The 20,310-nt window shown below is 68.5% G+C and carries 12 protein-coding genes, 1 tRNA gene and 4 pseudogenes; 8 read left to right on the forward strand and 9 right to left on the reverse strand.

What is annotated here, in order from left to right; genetic code table 11:
* Positions 1-899: 899 nt before the first annotated feature.
* Together LJ657_RS22155 and LJ657_RS22165 are read right to left on the reverse strand one after the other, a co-directional pair.
* Complete coding sequence (locus LJ657_RS22155) at positions 900-3,320, reverse strand: ricin-type beta-trefoil lectin domain protein (RefSeq protein WP_232650494.1); 2,421 nt, start codon at positions 3,318-3,320, stop codon at positions 900-902.
* Positions 3,321-4,395: 1,075 nt separating this feature from the next.
* Entirely contained in the window at positions 4,396-7,197 is a 2,802-nt protein-coding gene (locus tag LJ657_RS22165; protein WP_232650495.1) for an RICIN domain-containing protein, read from the reverse strand.
* Positions 7,198-8,374: 1,177 nt separating this feature from the next.
* On the opposite strand from LJ657_RS22165, the gene LJ657_RS22170 reads away from it, so the two are divergent.
* Together LJ657_RS22170 and LJ657_RS22175 are read left to right on the forward strand one after the other, a co-directional pair.
* Positions 8,375-8,557 carry a hypothetical protein gene (locus LJ657_RS22170; protein ID WP_232650496.1) on the forward strand — a complete coding sequence of 61 codons (183 nt, stop codon included), beginning with the start codon at positions 8,375-8,377 and terminating at the stop codon, positions 8,555-8,557.
* A gap of 152 nt (positions 8,558-8,709) precedes the next feature.
* Positions 8,710-10,344, forward strand: coding sequence for an RICIN domain-containing protein (locus LJ657_RS22175; RefSeq protein WP_232650497.1), 1,635 nt, complete (start codon positions 8,710-8,712; stop codon positions 10,342-10,344).
* Between the two features lie 367 nt (positions 10,345-10,711).
* Here LJ657_RS22175 and LJ657_RS22180 read toward each other — a convergent pair whose 3' ends face one another.
* Positions 10,712-10,849 carry a hypothetical protein gene (locus LJ657_RS22180; RefSeq protein ID WP_232650498.1) on the reverse strand — a complete coding sequence of 46 codons (138 nt, stop codon included), beginning with the start codon at positions 10,847-10,849 and terminating at the stop codon, positions 10,712-10,714.
* A 301-nt stretch (positions 10,850-11,150) separates the two neighbouring features.
* On the opposite strand from LJ657_RS22180, the pseudogene LJ657_RS22185 reads away from it, so the two are divergent.
* The 4 genes and pseudogenes from LJ657_RS22185 to LJ657_RS49005 form a co-directional block, all read left to right on the forward strand.
* Positions 11,151-11,737, forward strand: a pseudogene (locus tag LJ657_RS22185) (transposase); the annotation flags it as partial.
* A gap of 439 nt (positions 11,738-12,176) precedes the next feature.
* Positions 12,177-13,376 carry a DUF2332 domain-containing protein gene (locus LJ657_RS22195; protein WP_269786810.1) on the forward strand — a complete coding sequence of 400 codons (1,200 nt, stop codon included), beginning with the start codon at positions 12,177-12,179 and terminating at the stop codon, positions 13,374-13,376.
* Positions 13,377-13,497: 121 nt separating this feature from the next.
* Positions 13,498-13,830 (forward strand): transposase, encoded by a 333-nt coding sequence (locus LJ657_RS49505; protein WP_505016520.1) that lies wholly within the window; start codon positions 13,498-13,500, stop codon positions 13,828-13,830.
* A gap of 308 nt (positions 13,831-14,138) precedes the next feature.
* Entirely contained in the window at positions 14,139-14,357 is a 219-nt protein-coding gene (locus LJ657_RS49005; RefSeq protein ID WP_372487950.1) for a hypothetical protein, read from the forward strand.
* 90 nt (positions 14,358-14,447) lie between these two features.
* Here LJ657_RS49005 and LJ657_RS22210 read toward each other — a convergent pair whose 3' ends face one another.
* The 4 genes and pseudogenes from LJ657_RS22210 to LJ657_RS49365 all read right to left on the reverse strand — a co-directional run.
* On the reverse strand, positions 14,448-15,689 hold the full coding sequence (locus LJ657_RS22210) for an NAD(P)/FAD-dependent oxidoreductase (RefSeq protein WP_232650501.1): 1,242 nt from the start codon (positions 15,687-15,689) through the stop codon (positions 14,448-14,450).
* 2 nt (positions 15,690-15,691) lie between these two features.
* A complete protein-coding gene (tal, locus tag LJ657_RS22215) occupies positions 15,692-16,813 on the reverse strand; it encodes a transaldolase (protein WP_232650502.1) in 1,122 nt (373 codons plus the stop codon).
* Positions 16,814-17,726: 913 nt separating this feature from the next.
* Complete coding sequence (locus LJ657_RS22220) at positions 17,727-18,068, reverse strand: MerR family transcriptional regulator (protein WP_232650503.1); 342 nt, start codon at positions 18,066-18,068, stop codon at positions 17,727-17,729.
* A 522-nt stretch (positions 18,069-18,590) separates the two neighbouring features.
* Positions 18,591-18,698: pseudogene (locus LJ657_RS49365) on the reverse strand (IS110 family transposase); the annotation flags it as partial.
* A gap of 159 nt (positions 18,699-18,857) precedes the next feature.
* Between LJ657_RS49365 and LJ657_RS48175 the strand changes: the two are divergent.
* Positions 18,858-18,989, forward strand: a complete 132-nt coding sequence (locus LJ657_RS48175) for a hypothetical protein (protein WP_269786795.1) — start codon at positions 18,858-18,860, stop codon at positions 18,987-18,989.
* A gap of 98 nt (positions 18,990-19,087) precedes the next feature.
* Here the strand turns inward: LJ657_RS48175 and LJ657_RS22225 are convergent.
* A tRNA-Pro gene (locus LJ657_RS22225) sits at positions 19,088-19,161 on the reverse strand.
* 157 nt (positions 19,162-19,318) lie between these two features.
* Between LJ657_RS22225 and LJ657_RS22230 the strand changes: the two are divergent.
* A pseudogene (locus LJ657_RS22230) lies at positions 19,319-19,724 on the forward strand (thiamine pyrophosphate-binding protein); the annotation flags it as partial.
* Here the strand turns inward: LJ657_RS22230 and LJ657_RS22235 are convergent.
* Positions 19,718-19,996: pseudogene (locus LJ657_RS22235) on the reverse strand (MFS transporter); the annotation flags it as partial. The pseudogenes LJ657_RS22230 and LJ657_RS22235 overlap by 7 nt on opposite strands.
* Positions 19,997-20,310 lie beyond the last annotated feature (314 nt).

Below are 20,310 nucleotides of genomic sequence, written 5' to 3' on the forward strand. Positions count from 1 at the left end.
CGTACCGGCCCCGCCCTCCCACAGCATTCCAGCAGTACCTCGACGCACGCGACTTACCCCGGCCACTGTGGTGGCGCCAAGGGAAGTGACGCCCGTCCTCAAGATTCCCGACAGAGTCGCTCAATGAGGACGTCCGTCGAAAGTCACCAGCAACCGGCCGCACAGCCGGTACGCCTCCCGCAGCACCGGATCAGTAATCCCAGCCCGATCCAGAGCACCCCGGTCACCCAACACTCGGCTCCACCCTTCGGTCAGTACCTGCCAGGGAAACGAAAGCCGGCAACGCCCGGCCCCATGGCAACGCCGCTGCTCAAGCCAGGTCACGCCCAAAACGCCCGTCACTGGCTTCGGCGTCTCTGGGTGCCTTGAGGCGGGTACAGCCGGAACGCTGGTCGCATGCCGTACGGCTCCACACGGTCGTCACGACTGCGTACGTCACCTGGTACGGCCGCGCCCCTCAACGGTGCTGTCCTGCCACACGCCGGCACCGCGGCACCGGCCATTCGTCGGCACCCGGAACATGCGCACGAACACAGGCCGCTACCGACAAGGTCGTTGGACGGACACGACCGTACGGTCATCGGCCCGCGGAGGGCGGAAAGTGCGCACGTCAACGGACCGCATAACGCACCTTGACCGGGCCCAATGGTTTCGTGCGCTTCTGGGCGCCGAGAGGAGGCATCGAGGCCCTGATCCTCGTCAAGCCCCGGGCTTCCAGCACCTCAGACCCGTACCCCGACGCGGAAGGGAGGCGGAAGGGAAGTTTGCGCCGGGGCTGTGGCACTCGACGTTCGTCCGGGACGCCACCTGTTCATGACCCACCCAGCTTCCCGTTTGTCATGTCTCAGGGGCTGGGCGCGCGGTTCTGCGGCCCAGCCCCTGAGACCGGCACTGCTCGCCTACGGCAGCGTCCACCGCTGGTTGGCGCCACCGTCGCAGGCCCAGATGTCCAGCTGGGTGAGGTTGGCGGTGCTGCTGTTGGGGTCGTCCAGGCAGCGTCCGGACTGCATGCCGCGCAGGCTGCCGTCAGCCTGCTGCGTCCACTTCTGGTTGTCTCCGCCGTTGCAGGTCCAGATGTCGACGGGGGTGCCGTTGGTCACGCCCTGCTTGACGACATCCAGGCATTTTCCGCCGATGGTCAGGGTGCCGTCGGGATTGTATGTCCAGTTCTGTGACCCGGGCTTCTGGTTGCAGTCGTAGAGCTGAACCGCGGTGCCGTTGGTGGTGTTGCCTGTGTTGAGGTCGAGGCACTTGCCGGAGATACCGGAGCGGACGGCGCCGGAACGGGTGGGGATCGGGTTGCTCCCCGGGGTGACGGAGAAGTTGTCGAACTGCTGTGTCTGGTATCCGCCCCCGTTCACGCTACTGGTGGAGTCCGCGGTGCCCAGTCCGGCACGGCCGTGGGTGTAGCTGTTGTCCGTGACGCTGCCCAGAGCCGTGCCGTCGAGCGTGGCGCTGATGGTCGCCCCTTGCATCGTCAGTGAAACGGTGTGCCACCGGTTGGTGCCCAGTGCCGTCGTAGAGCCGCTGGCGAGGGTGGTGTACGCCCATGTGCTGTTGACGACATCAGACTTGAGAATCGACCACGTGCCGGTGCTGCTCACCCGCAGGTGGTACGCCTGCAGGCCGTTGTCGTTCCGACCTTGCATGCCGATACGGCCCAGCAACTCCACCGCTCCGGACTGCGCGAGCATCGTGTCCGCCGTGACGGTGTAGTTGCCCCATGACTCGTCGCCCATGACGGTGTACGGCGCGTAGTAGTTCTCGTTGGTCCAGCGGACAGGAGTGGTTTGCGCCGTTTGCTGGAGGCAGGTTCCGGTGCGCCCTGCGCCGCAGGCCGCGGTCTGGAAGGCGCCGTTCATGTCGGTGAAGTACTTCGGGGACGTGGTGGTCGCCGGGGTCTCGAAGTTGTTGGAGTACGGCAGGCTCAGCGGGGCCGCCGGGGGCGAGGTGGCGGTTCCCTTGCTCTGCCCGGTCGTCGTGGTGACCGTGTACACGTAGCCGGGTTGCAGTGTCAGCGTGTAACTGCCGCCGGAGGGGGTGACGTCGGTGGTGTGCACGAAGTGTTCGCTGTCGTTGGGCGACTTGAGATTGGTGCCCCAGACGTGGACCTGGCCGGTGGACAGGCCGCCCGTGACGTGAACGGTCAGGGTCTGCGCGGCCGTGGCGTCCACCGTCTCGATGACGGTGCTGTAGTCACTGTGGTTCGGCGACTTCAGTGTCACGTAACTGCCGTTGGACTGAGCGCCGCCCAGGTAACCGCTGGCCGAGTCCTGGTACTGCCAGCCGATCTGCGCGAACTGGGACGTGTGTGCGAGGACCCAGGCCGTCTTGGCGATGCTGTAGTGGCCCGACCAGGGCTGGTTGGCGACGGCCAGCCCGTTGAAGGCGAAGTAGGTGTTGGGATACAGCGCGGCGACGAGCGGCCAGTTGTAATAGGCCGTCATACGGCCGTCGATGTAGTCCCGGTTGACGGCCCTTGCGACCGCCACCGCGCCGGCCTCGGCATCCTCTGACCCGTTCTCACTCGCCCACAGCGGTTTGCCGAGGTTCTGGGCGTTGCTGGTGCTCGGGCAGTTCTTGAAGTCGGACTTGTTACCGATGGCCGCGCCGTTGACGTAGCCGCAGGGGTAGTGGACGCCCACGATGTCCACCGCGCTCTTGAACGTCGGATCGCCGGCCATCGCGTCGGCCACCGACCAGTTGTCGTCGGCCGCGACCAGCTTGGTGGCACCGTAGCCCTTGGCGACCAGGGCGGACTTGAGGTTCTCGTACCAAGTCGCGTTGTAGCCGCGCTCGTTCCAGCCACCGAGGTAGTCGATGGTCAGTTTGTGCTGGGCGGCGCAGCCCATCCAGTCCGTCAGGTAGCTGATCGCGTTGGGGGTGAAGAAGGTGTTGCTGCCGCTGCCGACCCAGCCGGGTGAGCCCCAGGCGAGCCCGTAGAGTCTGATGCTCGGGTTGCGGGCTTTGGCCTGCTCCGCGAGCCACCACTCGTAGCCCTGGTTGCAGTCGACCACGCCCTGTGTGTGCTCGTGGCTGGCCTCGGCGCCGTCAGTGGTGTTGGTGTCGCCGCCTATTTCGATCTTGAGGGACTGCAGCGAGGCGCCGTAGCCGGGCTTGAACAGGTAGTCGAGGATCTGGCTGCGCTGCGGCTCTGGATAGTCGATCAGCAGCCGGGTGTTGCCGCCGCCACCGGAGATCGCGCCCACACCGTCGAAGGTCCGACCCGTGCCGTTGCCGTCGACGGTGATCGAGGTCGCGGTGGCCGCCTGTGCCGTCGGCGCGGACCAGTTCACCAGGGCAGCGACGGTGAGGGACAAGGCGGCCAGGAGTGATGTCCGTCTTGAGAGTCTTCGGCGGATCGGGGATCTGAGGTTCATGTCGCCTCCAAGGGTGCTGGTTCAGCAATTTGGAACAGGTACGAACGGTCCGAGGCCGCGGAAGGCTTGGCGTGCCTACGGACAGCGGCGGAGACGCCACTGGGTACGAGTGCGGTACAGAGGACCCCGGGATCTCCAGGGGGGGCCGTCACTCACGCTGAGCCTTCGTCGGCGCGTGGGACTATTTGTTTGCACTCGTTCGGTAACGTTGTTTCGCGTTGCAGAGTGTGGAGCTGTCGACGATTGCCGTCAAGGGTTTCGGTGGGATTGGGTTCCCGGCCCGCGGCTGTCCCACGCGAGTCACCCGTCCCGCTCACCAGGTGGCGGCTTGACCGAAGCAAATCAGGACCGGGCGTTGGTGGGGCGCGTTCGCAGTGCCGTCGTGAGCGGCGCGTGCGTGGGATCGGCGGCCGGTCGGCGCGCTGGTCGCCCGGCCGGAGACGACGGCGCGAGCCGCGGCGCCCGGGAGTACTTCACCATCGCCGACTGAACCCGCGTCCCTCGCGTCAGCTCGATTTGAGGATGATCGCCTGGCCGCCCGCGGGAGCCATCGCCACGTTCAGCGTGGCGGCCGAGGTGACCGTCCGGGTGCTGACCACGACGGGTCGCCGCGCCGAGACTGACCGGGTTGCGGTCGATGGGGCAGAGACTGATCTCGGTGCCTTCCCAGGGTTCGGCGAGTGCGTAACGGGCGGCGGTGCCGCGTACGTGCGGCAGCACGGCGCTTCCCAGTCTGTCGGCGACCCCGGCCGCAGGTGTCCCGAAGACCACGACGGGACTGGACGCGAAACAAGAAGACGTCAAGGCGCAAGCGGGGACTGGCCGTCGACGTGCTGGGACTGGTCATCGGCGGCGTCGTCCTGGCAGCCTCCGCGCGGTACTCGGCGGCGCGTTCGGTGAACCTCGGCGATGTCCGGCCCCCCGTGGTCGGCACTACGAGCGTGCGGGATCGCGTCGTCGGGGCTCTCCGTGACCACTTGCCGGGGCCGGGGGAGAGTCCCCGGCCCCGCGATGGTCAGACCTTGCTCCAGCGCTGGTTGGCGGCCCCGGTGCAGGTCCAGAGCTGGAGCTTGGTGCCGTTGGCGGTGGCGCCCGCGGTGACGTCCAGGCACAGGCCGGACTGCACGCCCTGGATGCTGCCGTCAGCCTTGAAGGTCCATTGCTGGTTGTCGGCACCGCTGCAGGTGTAGATGATCACCTTGGTGCCGGGTGTGGTTCCGGCGCCGCTGGCGTCCAGGCACTTGCCCAGGACGGTCAGGGTCTTACTGGATGTGGGTGTCCACTTCTGGTTCGTACCCCCACCGCAGTCCCAGATGTCGATCTGGGTGCCGTTGGTGTTGCTGCCGGACGGGTCGTCCATGCAGCGGTTGGACGCGGCGCTGACCAGGCTGCCGGTGCCGGTCAGGCCGATCGACACCGAGCCGAGAGTGCGGGACTGGGTGGCGGGGGTGCCCGTCACCGGGGTCACCGCGCGTCCGCCGACGGGGTCGGAGACCTGCTGGACGAGGTACGAGCGGCCGTTCACGGCGGGGACGGCGATCTGGGAGGCGGTGGTCGAGGCGACCACGACGGTGCTCTCGTCGTTGCCGTCGACGACCTGGACCTGCTGGCCGGGCCAGGGGTTGCGGACGTTGATGGTGCCGGTGGAGCCGGCGTTGATGCCGACGGTGGTCACCGTTCCGCCGCGGACCTGGACGGAGACCTTGCTGCCGCCCTGGATGAACACCGTTCCGTCGGCGCCCCAGCCCGAGGGCAGGGCGGGGGCGATGCGTACCAGCCCGTCGTAGTCCTGCACCAGCGCCTCGCTCAGCGCTGCCGCGACCACGCCCTGCTGCTCGCCGTACGGCTCGCTGCCCACGAAGGTCGCCAGGCCCGAGGGGAGTGTCTGGTACTTCTTGGTGAGCCCGATGAGGGTGTTGGCGACCTCGCTGCCCATTCCGAGGCGGGCGGCCTGGATCGGGTCGTTGCTCCAGTCGTTGACCATCTTTTGCGGGCGGTTGGTGAAGGTGCGCTTGGCCAAGCCGGACATGCTGCCCGAATCGCCGATCAGGTTGTAGGGCCACACCGGCTCCAGGCCGATGTTCTCGCTGTTGTGCTTGGTGGCGGACGGGTCGTAGGAGGGCGCGATGACGTCGTTGCCTGCGGCGTCGTCGGATGGGGTGAGCAGCTGCGACTGCGTCGAGGCGTCGGTGCGGGCGAACGGGCGGATCTTGGGGATCGCGGCGTTCAACTGGGTGACGAGGTCGGCGTCCTGCCCGAGGGTCTGTGCCGCCTGGACGGTCACCGGGAACAGGGCCTGCATGGCGGCGATGTCGGTGGTGGGGTCGTGGACGTCCCACTGCGTCTCGTGCGCGTTGGAGGGGAAGGTGTGCAGGAAGCCGTCGGCGCCGGTGGTGGAGTAGGCCAGCAGGAAGCGGGCAGCCTCTGCCATCAGCGGGTAGTTGGCGGACAGGAAGGACTGGTCGCCGGTCATCTTGTACTGCTGCCAGACCCACAGGCCGACCTCGGCGCCGGTGCTGATGGTGCGGGCGTTCCAGGTGGGGCTGGCCCCGGAGTCACAGTTCAGCGCGACGTAGTTGCTTCCGTTCTCGTAGCCGACGCCGTTGAAGCGCATCGTCTCCGGGACGCAGATGCCGGCACGGTTGCCCATGTGGGCCTTGGTCCAGGCCTGGATGTTGCTCAGGTTGTCGCGGTAGAGGCGGAAGTAGGGGGTGTTGAGGTCGAAGGCACCGGCGGAGAGGTTTGCCTGGACCTGCATGCGGGTGTTCCAGTGCCACCAGGCGCCCGGGTCCCACCTGTGGCTGTCCTGGTAGGGGGAGAACAGGTCGGCGATTCCGGCCTGGGAGCCGGGGTAGGTGTCGCGGCTCTCCGCGGCGGCGCCGTACAGGTCGAGGACGCGCAGGTTCTCCATGTAATCGGCGCTGCCGTCGGAGGACGAGAGCTTGATCAGACCGACCCGGCCCCAGAAGGAGTGCCACCAGGACAGGTGGGGCGCCTTCAGAGTGGAGGAGGCGGTGGTCGCGTCGCTGCCGAGCAGGGTCGTGGCGGCGGCCTGGGCGTCCCCGCCGGTCCAGTGCGGGGCGGCGGCGACGACCCGGAAGCTGCCGTCGGCGTTGGGCGTGAAAGAGACCTTGACGGTCTTGGAGTCGACGACGCTCGCGCTCACGACCTGCCCGTTGGCGGTGATCGCGCCGAGGGAGCCGAAGGTCGCCCCGGTCGCCCCGCTCTGGGTGTTGTCCACCCAGGTCTCACCGAGGGTGGCGATCTTGCCGGAGGCCAGCGCCTGTGGGGAGCGGCCCGACCACAGGGCCAGCTGCGCGGTCTGCGCGGAGGCCGGATCGGCCCCGGTGACATCGACGACCAGTTCGTTCTTGTCCGCGCGGGTGTAGATGGTGGCGGTCATGCCGCCCCCGGACTCGATCAGCGTCCCGTCGTAGAGGTCCAGGCGGGCGGAGAAGTCGGGAGCGCTGGTGAGCGCGGCCAGCCCCGGTATGGTCAGCCAGCCCGGCGACTTGCGCTGCGGAAAGGTGTCGGAGCGGTTGAGCTGGGCGGTGAAACCACCCGCCGCCCAGACCGCAGCGCCCAGCGTTCCGTTGCCGAGCGGCATGAACTGCGACTGGGCCGTGTTGGGTCTGCCCAGTACCACGTCCGAGCGGCGGACCAGGTTCGGGGCGTCGACCTGGAACGCCCCTGCCTGCCAGGCGGTCGTCGCCGTTGCAGCTTCGGCGGAAGGGGCGGGGGACGAGAGGGACAGCGCTGCGGTCAGCGCGATGCTGAGGCAGGCGCCCAGTGCTGCCGCTCTTCGGTTACCGGACATGTACGTGATCACTTCCTTGTGAAGCACGACCCGACTTGGGGAGCGCTCGGTCGGTCAACATGCCTCGAAGGAACAGCATCACTTGACGTTCCTTCAGGAGGCCCTAGCAGATAGCTCCGATGACTGAGGTCCAGGCATTTGGGGTGTCGGCGTGGAGCCACAGGGGATACCGTGCAACGCAAGTGGATTCATCGGACGTCTTGCGCCCGTGGGAGCGTACGTTCAGATCACGCCCACAGCAAGAGGAACGAGCGGGTCGAGCGCGTGAGCGTTGCTGCCCTCCCCTCCCGGGTCTCTCCGGAGGCAGAACGGGAGATCGCCCAGAAAGTCCTGGCCACAGCAGGCGAGTTCAGCGACCGGATGGCGGTCGTCGCGGGGTGACCCCGCCCGCGCTGCCGGCACATCGCCCGAGCCGCGCCCTGCCCCAGGACGTGGGCCAAGCCGCGCGAAGAGCGGCCCGGGGAGGTGGAGTCCCAGGCCGTGCCGGACGTTCGACGGCCTTGCCACGGGACCACTCGCGCACTGCGGCGAAGCGGGAGCGCAACCGCCTCCAGCCGTGCCGCCAGGCGACAGAAGTGAACGTCGAGGCACCGAGGCCGACGGCCAGTGCAGCCATCGAGGGCGCGGGATCTCGGTGGCACGGCGGGGGCCGGCATCCGAGCCCAGTCGCCTCTCCGCTCGACCTGTCAAGCCAAACACATCCTATGAATCACGTCACTTAGCCCGGAACTCGAACGCGTCTGTCAGCTGCGATCTCGGGGTTCTGGCAATTTCCGTCGAGACCCTAGACAGACCACCGACTGATGCTCGTTAATACATCCGATGTTACTCCGCTGAACACACGCTGTGTTTAAGGCCTTCCATGGCAGCGTGTGCTGTCCTGCGAACTGCCAGGAGAAGACCTTGTCAGAGCCGATCACCCGCCGAAGGGGCGCTCGTCGGCATGGCGGTCACCCACAGCGGGCTTCACCGTTGCGTCCGGGGCCCTGTATCGAACGGAAGACCTGCTGCCCAGCGCGCCGTAACGCATGTGCCGGCCGCCTCACTTAGGGGGTTCACGCCGCTCCCACCGCACCCAAGCTGCCGTACATCGACGCCGCTCTCACGCCGTCCGCGCACAGGTGGGCAACCGCCGTTGCCCTGGCCGTCATCCAGGTGGCGCCCGACAGCGGCAGTCGTGCATCCACCCGCTCCGGCACGGCGCCACCTGCGCCACGCCTCCGTCCAGCGACGTCCCCACCGGCACGCTCACCTGCAACGGCTTCCCGCACTCGGCGACATGACCGGCGCGACCGTCCACCTCGCCGGCTCCTGGGTCGCCAACTCGGCCTCCGCCGACGGGGCCGCGCTGGTCCAGTAGCCCTGTGGAAGCCGGCTCAACCAGCAGTTCACGCTCCGGAGCGTCGCCTCCTGAGCGCCCCAGCCCCCTCGACCCGCACGTCTCCACGAACAAGACGCGCACGTCCCCACGCGGAAGAACCGCGCGTCCCCACGCAGAAAGAAGCGCCGCACATGCACACCTCCCGAAGACTCTCCGCCAGACTCACGGCCACGGCATCCGCCACCTGCCTGGCCGCCGCCGGACTCGCGCTCATCCCGGCGGCAGACGCCTCGGCCGCGGGCGCGCCGCAGGGCGGCCACGTCTACGCGCTGACGGCGGCCAACAGCGGCAAGAACGCCGCCGTGCTGTCGGACTCCCTGGCCAACGCAGCGGCGGTCGTGCAGAAGACCGCCTCCGGCGGCCCCGGCCAGCTGTGGGAGGCGGTCGACCACAGCGACGGCACCTTCTCACTGGTCAACATCAACAGCGGCAAGTGCATGGACGTCCAGAGCGGCTCCTCGGCTCCGGGAGCCGCGATCATCCAGTGGCCCTGCACCGGCGCCGGCAACCAGAGCTGGACTGTCAGCGGTTCGGCGATAGTCTCCGCCCACAGCGGCCTGTGCCTGGACGTCTCCGACGGCTCCACCGCGGAGGACCACGCGATCATCCAGTGGACCTGCAAGAACACGACCAACCAGCAGTGGAGCCTGACCGAGCGCCCGCGCTCGGCGAGTTGGGGCCCGGCCATGGCCAGCGGCGGCCAGAGCTTCAACGCGCAGACCATCCGGATGGTCGTCCACAACAACACCTCCGGCGCGGGGCTGCGCATCCGGCTGTCCAATCTGCGCAGCACGACCGCCCTCCCGGTCGGGGCCGTCACGGTGGCCGTCCAGTCCAGCGGCGCCACCGCGGTCGCGGGCACCACGCACACCGTCACCTTCGGCCGGTCGGCCACGCCGACCATCCCCGCCGGGCAGGAACTGACCAGCGACGTCATACCGATGCCGGTCGCCGCGGAGCAGAACCTGCTGGTGAGCGTCTACCTCCCGGGCAACACCGGCGCCTCCACCTACCACTACGACGCCCACCAGACCTCCTACCTGTCCGCCGCGGGCACCGGCAACCACGCCGCCGAGGAGGCCGCGACGAACTTCACCTCCACCACGAACCACTGGTTCTACGTCGCCGGACTCGACGTCGTGTCACCCACGGCCAAGGGAACCGTCGTGGCCATCGGCGACTCCATCACCGACGGCTCCCTCGCCACCGACAACGCCAACCAGCGCTGGCCCGACTACCTCGCCCGGCGTCTGCAGGCCGAGTCCGGCGGCCAGCGCCTCGGCGTGGCCGATGCGGGCATCGGCGGCAACCGGGTGGTCACCGACAGCCCGTCCGCGCAGCAGGGCATCGCGGCCGTCACCCGGTTCTCCCACGACGTCCTGACCCAGCCGGGCGTGAAGGACGTCATCCTGCTGGAGGGCATCAACGACATCAACACCACCACCGTCACCGCCGACCAGATCATCGCCGGCTACCAGACCATGATCAACCAGGCACACACGGCCGGTGTCCGGATCCTCGGCGGGACCATCCTGCCGAACTCCACGGAGACCACCGCCAAGGCCGCCATCCGTGCCCAGGTCAACGACTGGATCCGCACCAGCGGCGCCTTCGACGCGGTCATCGACTTCGACGCGGCGCTCCGGGACCCGGCCAACCCGGCGCAGCTGCTCCCCGCCTACGACGGCGGCGACCATCTGCACCCCAACAGCGCGGGCATGCAGGCCATGGCCAACACGGTGAACCTCGCGCTGCTCACCTCCTGAGCGGTGCCCACCTCCCGGACGGCGTAGTTCCGTTCGGCGCCCCCTCTCCGCGTACGGGGCACCGGACGGAACGGCCCGTCATCCGTACGCCTGCGGGCAGCTACTGCCGCGGACGATCAGGTGGCGCAGGACGACCGAACGCATCCAGGAGCAACGGACGCCCGTGGATGTGGTCGAGCACATTGGTTTTGGGGTTTGCCGGTGGCGGGCGGCTGGGCCTGGTAGTTGTCGAGGGTGGCACGTGGTGATCTCTCGGATGCCGAGTGAGCCGTGCGCATCGTGAAGTTGCAGGTCATGGGTCTGGGGTGCACAGGCGTCGGTGTGCTCGGGCCGGTCATGGGCGTATGACTCTCGCGAAGATCATCGGTCAGCGGGCGACTTCACGGTTCGTCAGGACCAGCAGGGCCCGTACCAGCGCGGTCGCGCATTTCGGGTCGGTGCGTACGTTGCCCAGGACGCGCCAGTTCCTCTGGTGCGCGAAACCGTGCTCGACCGGGGCGCGCACCGCGGCCAGTGCCTTGTTGGACAGCTTCTGGCCATGATGAGGGGCCGGTTCCGGGCGGCCTTGCAGCCGGTGATCACCGCCAGGTCGGCGTCCGGGCCACTGTCGTCGAGCCCGACGAATCCCAGGTCGGCGATCGCGCCGAGCCCTGCAGCCCGCAACTTCTGCGTGAGCTTGTCGTGACGGCAGGCGGTGACCGCCGAGGTCCGCGCGGGTCTGACCGCGGAGACCGATACCAGCCGGCCCCGGTCGTCGGTCAGCGCGATCACGAGCAGGCCATGGCATTTGCTCTTGCCCGAGGGCGATCTCCGACACAACCTGCTCGGCGACCACCATCCGCAACCGCCGCGACGAGTGGATCCGGCTCGGCGTCTTCGCCCGCCTCAAGCAAATCGAGCTTGAGTCCTACGACCGGATCGTCGAGCTCGTGCTCGACCAGATCGCCGTCGACGGCTCCATCACCAAGTCCCCCGGCGGCGGAGAGGCGGCCAGGCGTTCACCGGTCGATCGCGGCAAACAGGGCCCGAAACGCTCCGGCATGACAGACGGTTATGGGATCCCACTCGGCGGGGTCCTCGCAGGAGCGAACCGCCACGACTCCCCACTGCCGGCCCCCACCCTGGACCGGCTGGCGGACCTGGGACCGCTACCCGAGGACATACCGTGCACCTGGACGCCGGCTACGACTCGGACAAGACCCGCGCCGAACTCGCCGCGCGGGGCTTGCACGGCCACATCACGCACAAGGGCGAGAAGGCGCCAATCCAGGCGAGCCAGCGGTGGCACGTCGAACGCACCCACGCCTGGCAGAACGCCTTCCACCGGCTCGCCTCGACCACTACGCCGACCTCGCCAAGACGCTGGGCCCACTGCCCGAGCAACCAGCGCTGAGCCTGGATGCGGGCTACGACTACCGGCCGGTCTACGCCGATCTCTACACACGCGGCATCACCGCGAAGATTGCCAAACGAGGCCAACGCACCCCGATCCAAGCCGACGGACGGTGGGTCGTAGAGCGCACGAACTCGTGGATGAACAACTTCGGCAAGCTCCGTCGGTCACCGAACGTCGCCGCGTCTGCGTCGAGTTCTTCATCGCGCTCGCCGCAGCGATCACCACCATCCGTAGCCTCATCCGCCGGGCGTGGCCCCACCGCTGACCCAACCGCCCCCGAAGCCCCCGCATCCGGTGACCCAGGGCCTGTCTGGAGTCGTGATCAATGCGGTTCGGTCGCATGCGCCGGAGCACTCTGGGGTGGTAGAACGCTCTGGTGACGCGCGGCGGACTGAGCAGTGGCGATCGGGAATGTTCGAGCCGCTCCTGCCGACGAATGCGAAGTAGGTCCTGCGCCAGAGCGAGGGGGCGTGCTGTGGCTGAGACCCGAGATGAGCAGCCTGTGCGAGCAGTCGAAGCCGAACGGCTCAGGCTACTGTTCCGGTTTTTCAGTGCGACACAAGGTGCTGGCCGCTCCGCGGTGTACGAGACCCTCAGCGAAGGCGTCGCAAGTGACAACGGCCTCCTTGCTCTTCTTCTCGACGCCCCGGAGCAGCAGCGACGGCCCAGCCTCCTGTTCGCCGCGGTGAACTCGCTTCTCGCCTCACGCCGAGGCTCGGACCTGGCTGCCTACTACCCGATCCACGGTGGGCACCGAGCGGTCGACGATCAGCTGGTGCCGGCGTTCTCCGCCTTCTGCGGCCAGCATCGCGACGACCTGACTCGCCTTCTGGCGCAGCGATCCACCCAGACCAACGAGATCCGCCGATGCGTCGCCCTGCGCCTTGGGATCGACCACGTCCAGCGCCATTGGCCGGGTCCCGTTGCCCTGGTCGAAGTAGGCGCCAGCGCCGGACTCAACCTGCTGTTCGACCGCTACGACTATCGCCTCGACGGCGAAGCATCTTCCGCAGCCGCCTCCTCGGCCGTGGTGTCCTGCGAAGTCCGGGGCTCGTCCGGCACGAACATCCTCCGGACACCGCCGACGATCACCCGGCGACTCGGCATCGACCAACATCCGATCGACTTGTCCGATCCCGATGCCCGAGCCTGGCTGGAGGCGTTCATCTGGCCTGAGCAGGTCGAAGAACTCGCAACTTTGCGGGGTGCGATCGACCTCGCGGCTACTACTGCGGCGGCGAGTGTGGTGACGGGCGATGCGACCACGGACACCGCTCGAATGCTCAGCGAGCTGCCAGGCAGCGAGCCGGTAGTCGTGTTCACCGCTTCGCTGCTCAGCTACCTCACCGGCCAGGCTCGTAATGCCTTCGTCGCCCAGCTTCGAGAAGCCGCCCACCGACGCCCGGTGGCATGGGTCTTCGCAGAGGCCCCCGGCCTGCTGGCGACCACCGCACTCGACGTCCCTGCTCTGCGCGGCCCCCTCGCTCAGCGCAACTCCAGGTACCTGGTCGGAGCCAGCCTACGCAGGGCCGATCAACATCATGATCAGTTGCTCGGCCTGGCTGACCCGTACCTGCGCTGGTTCTCTCCAGCCCGTGATTCCACTGATGACTTCCAATGGATCCCGACGGACTGACTATGAGGGCGGCCCGTTGAGCGCGATAGAACGGTCACGTGACTCGTGGTGACCTGACTGATGGCGAGCGGGAGTTGGTCGAGCCGCACCTCCCGATGGGTGCGTTTGGTCGATCCCTGACCTGCGTAGAAACTTCAACGCGGTGATGTGGCGGTTTCGGACCGGCAGTCCCTGGCGGGACGTGCCGCAGAGCTATGGCTCCTGGTCAACAATCTACGACCGGTTCCGCATGTGGGCTCGCGGCGGGATCTTCCGGACCCTCATGGAAGCGATGATCGCCGAGGCGGCGGCCCGCGACGACGTCGATCTCAGCCTGGTCAGCGTGGACTCGACCGTTGCCCGCGCACATCACCACGCGGCGGGCATGGTCGTCGACCCGGAGCTCCTTCAGGACCTGGAGAAGGTAGCGGCGGAAGAAAAGGGGCTACATCAAAGGGGCAAAACGACCCCGTAGGCGAGGGGGCCGCGGTCAAGGAGGACCCCGAGCGCGAACAGCCGTGCGTCCCATCGTGCCGTCGGCCACGCGTGGGTGTCTCCTTCCCATGAGCCGGACAGCACGCCTGCTTCCAGGGTTCCCTGCGTCCCAGGGGCAATCTGCGGCGTCCGAGGGCCACGGGGTGCGGCCGGGTGCCGACGGTGGCGCGATGGAACGAGACGACGCCCGCCCCGGCTGGTCGGCCGGGGAGCTGGCACGCAGGACAGGTTCGTGAGGAGGCCCATGAGTGACGACGCCTTCTACCATCCGACGACACCGACAGGTCCATGCCTGGCGGGAGCACCTCGCGCCAGGAGTCCACGACGCGTTCGAGGCTTTGCGAGGGCGGCCCGCGCCTGCTCGGGCATCTGGTCGGTGAGGGCCTGCTGGACGAGCTGTTCTGGACCGTTTCCCCGGTGCTGGCCGCCGTAACGCAAGCCCCCGCCCTGGCCTGGTCGACGGCCGGGAACTGCTGCCCGGCCAGCTGGTGCGGTCCGAGACGGTGAGCGTGCGGCGCCGGGCGTCGTACCTGTTCCTGCGTTACCGGTTCCCGCGCCACGGCCCTGAGCAGCCATGACCTGGCAGCGGATCGTCGGTCAGGCAAGCTCCAGAGCGGAGTCGAGGGGCACGACGGGATCGGTGAGTCGGCCGACGTCGACCGGGCGGCTGGCGCGGACCAGTGCCTGAATCTGGTCGTTGACGTCCCAGATGTTGACGTTCATGCCTGCCAGCACCCTGCCGCCGGCCAGCCAGAAGGCGATGAACCGGCGCTCGGCGGCATCACCGCGGAAGACGACCTGGTCGTAGCCGCCCGGCTCCACGTATCCGGCGTACTCCATACCCAGGTCGTACTGGTCGGTGAAGAAGTAGGGCACCCGGTCGTAGACCGCATCCTGGCGATCGAGCATCGCCTTGGCCGCCGTGTGGGGCTGGTGCAGGGCGTTGGCCCAGTGCTCGACGCGGATGTGTTTGCCGAGCAGGGGGTGGAACGCGTTCGCGACGTCACCGGCGGCGTAGATGTCCGGGTGGGATGTGCGCAGGTGTTCGTCAACGCGAACACCGTCGTCGACCTCCAGGCCCGCCTGCTGGGCGAGCCCGGTGTTGGGGGTGATGCCGACGCCGACGATGACCACGTCGGCGTCGAGATGGGTACCGTCGGTCAGCCGTACCCCGTCCGCCGCGCCGCCACTGCCGGTGATCTCGGCGACCTGCGCGCCGCACCGTAGGTCCACTCCGTGGTCGCGATGCAGGTCCGCGAAGATCTGGGCCACCTCGCGGCCCAGCACGCGCAGCAGCGGCAGCTCGCCCCGCTCCACCACCGTGACCTCCAGACCGGCCGTGCGGGCGGCGGCCGCGGTCTCCAGGCCGATCCAGCCCCCGCCGATCACCACCGCCCGGGACGCCGACTGGAAGGCAGCCTTGATCCGATCACTGTCCGCCACCGTGCGTAGATACAGCACCCGCTCCAGGTCCGCGCCCGGTGCCGGCAGGCGGCGCGGGGAGGAGCCGGTGGCCAGCAGCAGCCTGCCGTAACCGACCCGGCTGCCGTCCGCGAGGGTCACCTCGTGCGCGGCCGGGTCGACGGCCGTTGCGGCGGTGCCCGGGCGCAGATCGACGTCGTGTTCGGCGTACCAGGTGGACGGGTGTACGTAGATCTGCTCCCGCGGGTCCTTACCCATCAGGTAGCCCTTCGACAGCGGGGGCCGCTCATACGGCCGCTCACTCTCCTCGCCGATCAGGACCAGCGCCCCGTCGAAGCCCTCCTCACGGAGCGCCTGGGCTGCCTTGGCTCCGGCCAGACTCGCACCGACAATCACGCACGCGCTGTTGGTCGCCATGGTCAGCTCCCTTCACGGGCGTCAGGACGGGTGCGAAGCCGGTCGGCGAGTTGCCCGGCGAGCTGCTCCCAGCTGGCGTCGAACTTCGCCACACCGTCGTCCTCGAGGGACTGTACGAGGTCGTCGTAGTCCACACCGACCGCGTGCAGTTCGCCGAGCACCCGGCGCGCGTCGTCGTAGTGGGCGCGCACCGAGTCGGCGGGCACCTGTCCGTGGTCGGCGACCGCGCGCAAAGTGGCCTCCGGCATGGTGTTCACCACGTTCGGAGCCACCAGGTCGCTCACATAGCGCGTGTCCGGGTAGGCGGGGTCCTTGACGGAGGTGGAGGCCCACAGCAGCCGCTGCGGACGAGCCCCCGACTGTTGCAGGGACTTCCAGCGAGCAGAGGAGAGCACCCGCTCGTAGTGCCGGTAGGCGAGCCGGGCGTTGGCGATAGCCACCTGGCCGCGCAGGTCGGCCGCCTTCGCTGCGCCGGTCTTGTCCAGCCGGACGTCCGCCTCGGAGTCGACCCGGGAAACGAAGAAGGAGGCCACCGAGGCGATCTCGGACAGCTCCCGGCCCGCCGCACGGGCGCGTTCCATCCCGTCCAGGAACGCCTCCACCACCTCGTCGTAGCGGGCCAGGGAGAACAGCAGCGTGACGTTGATACTGATCCCCTCGGCCAGGCACTCGGCGATCGCCGCCAGACCCTGCCGGGCCGCCGGGATCTTCACGAAAAGGTTGGGCCGGTCAACCAGCCACCACAGAGCCCGCGCCTCGGCGACCGTCGCCGACGTCTCGTGCGCAAGCCTGGGATCGACCTCGATCGAAACCCGCCCGTCGACGCCGCCCGTCGCGTCGTAGACCGGTCGCAGCACATCGCACGCCCACCGCACATCGAACGTCGTCAGAGCCCGCAGCGCCTCACCCACCCCGACGCCGCGGGCTGTCAGGTCACGGATCTGGCCGTCGTACGCCTTCCCGTGCGTGATCGCCTTGGCGAAGATTGTCGGATTGGTGGTCACCCCCACCACCCGGTCCCGCGCGACCAGTTCGGCCAGGCTCCCGGAGATCAGCCGCTCCCGGCTCAGATCGTCCAGCCAGATGGACACTCCGGCATCGCTCAGTGCGTTCAACGGATTCATGACACCGCCGCTTCTCCCCGCCGCCGGCCGGAGAGCACAGTGCCGTTTCTTTCCTTGCCCTCCGCGGCCCGCGGCAGAGCTTGATGTCGTTCCATCGTCCGCCCGGGGCCCAGCGGCCCGCAAACCGCTCCCGGGGCGGCGCGGGCTCGCGGGTCCCTGTCCCTGGGTACAGTGCCGATACGCATGATGTGCCGGTGGAATTCCAGATCTCCGCTGCCAGGGTGGGTGGCCGGGAGCGTTTGCCCCAGGTGTAGAGGTCGGTGAAGCGCCCGTTGGCGATCACGACGTAGGCCAGCACGTGGGCGGCTTCCCCGACCGCTGCCAGGACGTCCGGGTCGGGGGTGGCCGGCAGGAGCAGTTCCAGCAGCCCGATGGCGTCTCCGCGGTTGGTGACCGGCAAGATCACCCGCTGCCCCATGTCGGTCGCCTCCTGACACAGCCGCTGGGTCCGGATCACGACCTCGTAGACGCTGCCGTAGAGCGGGATCCGCTGCACATCCGGCCCCTCCTGCGGTTCCCCGGCTGTGGACACCCGTGCCACTGCCTTCCCCGTCAGGTCGACGATGAGGAACGACACCTTCGTGGCGCCGAAGCGCCGCCGCAGCTCCTCTGCGAACACGTCGACGGCCTCCACCGGCGCCGCCGTCTCCGCAGCCGTCAGCAGCTCGGGATACCCGCTGCGCCCACCACTCACGACCGCGGTCCTTCCACCAGCCCCCGCTAACCAGCGCGGAAGCCGAAGTCGTGAGTGTCAACCGCGGCCCAGGGCGGGAGACGCCTCGGCCGCGGGCGCGCCGCAGGGCGGCGACGTCTACGCGCCACGGGCAGTGCTTGCTTCGACTGCACCGCCGCGATCAAGCGGCGGCCTCGTTCGCTGACGGTCAGGATTCGGCCCACGGCCGGTGTGCTCGAGTCAGGCTGAGGTCTTCGGCTGCGCCCCGCCCTGGGTGCGCAGTTGCTCGTTGATGCGCTGGGCTTCTTCGAGCTGGTCTTCGAGAACGACGATGCGGCAGGCGGCCTCTATGGGTGTGCCCCCGTCGACGAGTTCGCGGGCGCGGGCCGCGATGCGCAGCTGGTAGCGAGAGTAGCGGCGGTGGCCGCCTTCCGAGCGCAGAGGCGTGATCAGGCGATGTTCGCCGAGGGCACGGAGGAAGGCGGGGGTGGTGCCGAGCATCTCGGCGGCCCGGCCCATGGTGTAGGCGGGGTAGTCGTCATCGTCGAGATTGTCGACGGGACGGGGATCGCCAGGGGGCATAGACCTCTTCTTTCGCGGACGCGCCGGGGGGCCCGGGTGCCGTACTGGCACCCGGGCCCCGAGCTTTCAACACCATCTACCGGCACACGGCGCCGGCCTTGTTCGTCCGCAGGGGCCGCCTGGGAGGGCAGGGCTGCGGGGATCGCGAATGCGTGACCGGGGACCACCTTCCAATCCGGGGCCTGCGGTACCCGGGCGGACTGCTTTCTCGCCCGGGCGATCCTGATGGCGTTCGGCTCCTTACCTTCGGTTACTCGATTGCACTGCTGGATACCGCGGGTACTACTCACGGCCCCTCGGGGTCGTGTCCTTCTTGACCTGCTCGCACGGCAGTTCATGTCTGCCGTGCCCACTTCGACTTCCTGGGTACGCGAAAACAGTAACCCCACGATGAGCCAATGTCTACTCTCGCCACAGCAGGTTTTCTTCTGAGCTGATGCATGCACCTCTACGGCATGCACACCCAGAAGAGTGCTGCCTTGGGTGCCATTGCCGTGCCATTGCCGACTCGAAGAGCAGCGCCTGGGTGCGCGGGTCGAAGGGCAGGCGAGTCTGCACGATCCGGTGCAGAGCAGCGTTGGCCTGCCGGGCACCACCACGGTTGAGATGGCGGTCCTGCCGACTTCCCGACTACGAATGGACCAGTGCCGAGCCCCACCGGGAGGCCGCGAGCGCCGGAAACTCGACAGGGTGCACTAGATCCTCTCCGGCACCGGGCGAACGGTCCGGCCACGGAAGCTCGTCCGACCAGCAAGCGCCGCCAGTCACTGTCCGAGGGAAAGGACAGCGATGACCACCACCCAGCGCTACCCGCACCCCGACGTAGGCAAGATCACGACCGCCGGGGCGGCGCGCTCCGCACACCTCAGCGCGCTCCGCGCACCTCGCTCACTGCCGAGCCCGATCGCCGTGACCCGCTGACCTGGGTCAAGGACGCCGGTCCCCAACTGGTCCCCAAGAATGATCAAGGGCCGGTTTCGGATGCTCCGAAACCGGCCCTGACCTGCAACTGTCTCCAGTCGGGACGACAGGATTTGAACCTGCGACCCCTTGACCCCCAGTCAAGTGCGCTACCAAGCTGCGCCACGTCCCGGTGCCTGTCTGACCTGGGGTTTCCCCCGGCCGAACGTGCATGGAAACCATACCGCACTCGGGTCGATGGTCGCGCATGGCTTTACCTGGGGCCTGACGAGGAGCGGCCCGTGGCAGCGCTTGACCTGAAGCTTGATTGAGGTTGCACGATCGTCCGCATGACGATCACCGAGGAACAGCGGCATACGTACGCCTACGACGACCTGCCCAGGCTCATGGGGATGATGACCGGCGACGAGAAGCACGGCCCCGCGGCCACGTCCACGCTGGACGTGCTGTGGGTGCTGTACGACCGGGTGCTCCAGGTGGGGCCGGAGCGGATGGGTGACCCGGAGCGGGACCGCTTCCTGCTGTCGAAGGGGCACGGCCCCATGGCGTACTACGCCGTGCTCGCAGCCAAAGGCTTTGTGCCCGCGGACTGGCTGCCGGGGTACGGCTCCTACGACTCTCCGCTCGGTCACCACCCCGACCGCGTGCTCGTGCCGGGGTCCGAGATCGGCAGTGGGTCGTTGGGGCACGGGCTGCCGATCGGTGTGGGTACGGCGCTCGGGCTGCGTGAACAGCACCGCGGCGAGGGACTGGGTGCCGAGGCGTACGAGGTCGGCACCGATCATCAGCTTCTGTGTACTGAAGCGGTCGGCGATCACCCCGCCGAAGACCACCAGCCCGGCGAAGGCGACCGAGGTCGCGGCCATCGCGAGGCCGACCGCGCCCGCTCCGTACCCGTGCCGCAACAGGCCCGCAGCGAGGGCTACGGGCAGCATGGTGTCGCCGAGTCGGGCGACGGCGCGGGCCACGAAGAAGAGTGCGAAGTCCCGCGACCACACCAGTCGCATGTCCCCCGGTCGGCGTCCTTTGCCGCCCGCCGCTTCGGCTTCGGCTTCGGCTTCGGCTTCGGCTTCGGCTTCGGCTTCGGCTTCGGCTTCGGCAACGATGTCAAGCGGTCCGCCGGCCGCTCCTTCCGAGCTGCCCTGCGGTCTCCCCGCACCTGCCTCGCCCCCGGCCCCCAGGTCCGATGGCTGTGATGACTTTCCGGTCACCCCCTACGCCTCCCCTCCCCGCTGCCGCTACCCCCACAAGCCCCGCGCCCCGACGTCGTGGTGGCAGCCGAAGCCCCCTCCGCCCCGGCTCCCACACTCGACTTCGGATC

Source organism: Streptomyces guryensis, from assembly GCF_021261325.1.
GTDB classification, from domain to species: Bacteria; Actinomycetota; Actinomycetes; order Streptomycetales; family Streptomycetaceae; genus Streptomyces; species Streptomyces guryensis.

Coding starts and splice junctions, on each gene's coding strand:
- LJ657_RS22165 (WP_232650495.1), bottom strand. CDS start 7,197: ATGTCCGGTAACCGAAGAGCGGCAGCACTGGGCGCCTGCCTCAGCATC.
- LJ657_RS22175 (WP_232650497.1), top strand. CDS start 8,710: ATGCACACCTCCCGAAGACTCTCCGCCAGACTCACGGCCACGGCATCC.
- LJ657_RS22195 (WP_269786810.1), top strand. CDS start 12,177: ATGCGAAGTAGGTCCTGCGCCAGAGCGAGGGGGCGTGCTGTGGCTGAG.
- LJ657_RS49005 (WP_372487950.1), top strand. CDS start 14,139: ATGCCTGGCGGGAGCACCTCGCGCCAGGAGTCCACGACGCGTTCGAGG.
- LJ657_RS22210 (WP_232650501.1), bottom strand. CDS start 15,689: ATGGCGACCAACAGCGCGTGCGTGATTGTCGGTGCGAGTCTGGCCGGA.
- tal (WP_232650502.1), bottom strand. CDS start 16,813: ATGAATCCGTTGAACGCACTGAGCGATGCCGGAGTGTCCATCTGGCTG.
- LJ657_RS22220 (WP_232650503.1), bottom strand. CDS start 18,068: ATGCCCCCTGGCGATCCCCGTCCCGTCGACAATCTCGACGATGACGAC.
- LJ657_RS48175 (WP_269786795.1), top strand. CDS start 18,858: ATGACCACCACCCAGCGCTACCCGCACCCCGACGTAGGCAAGATCACG.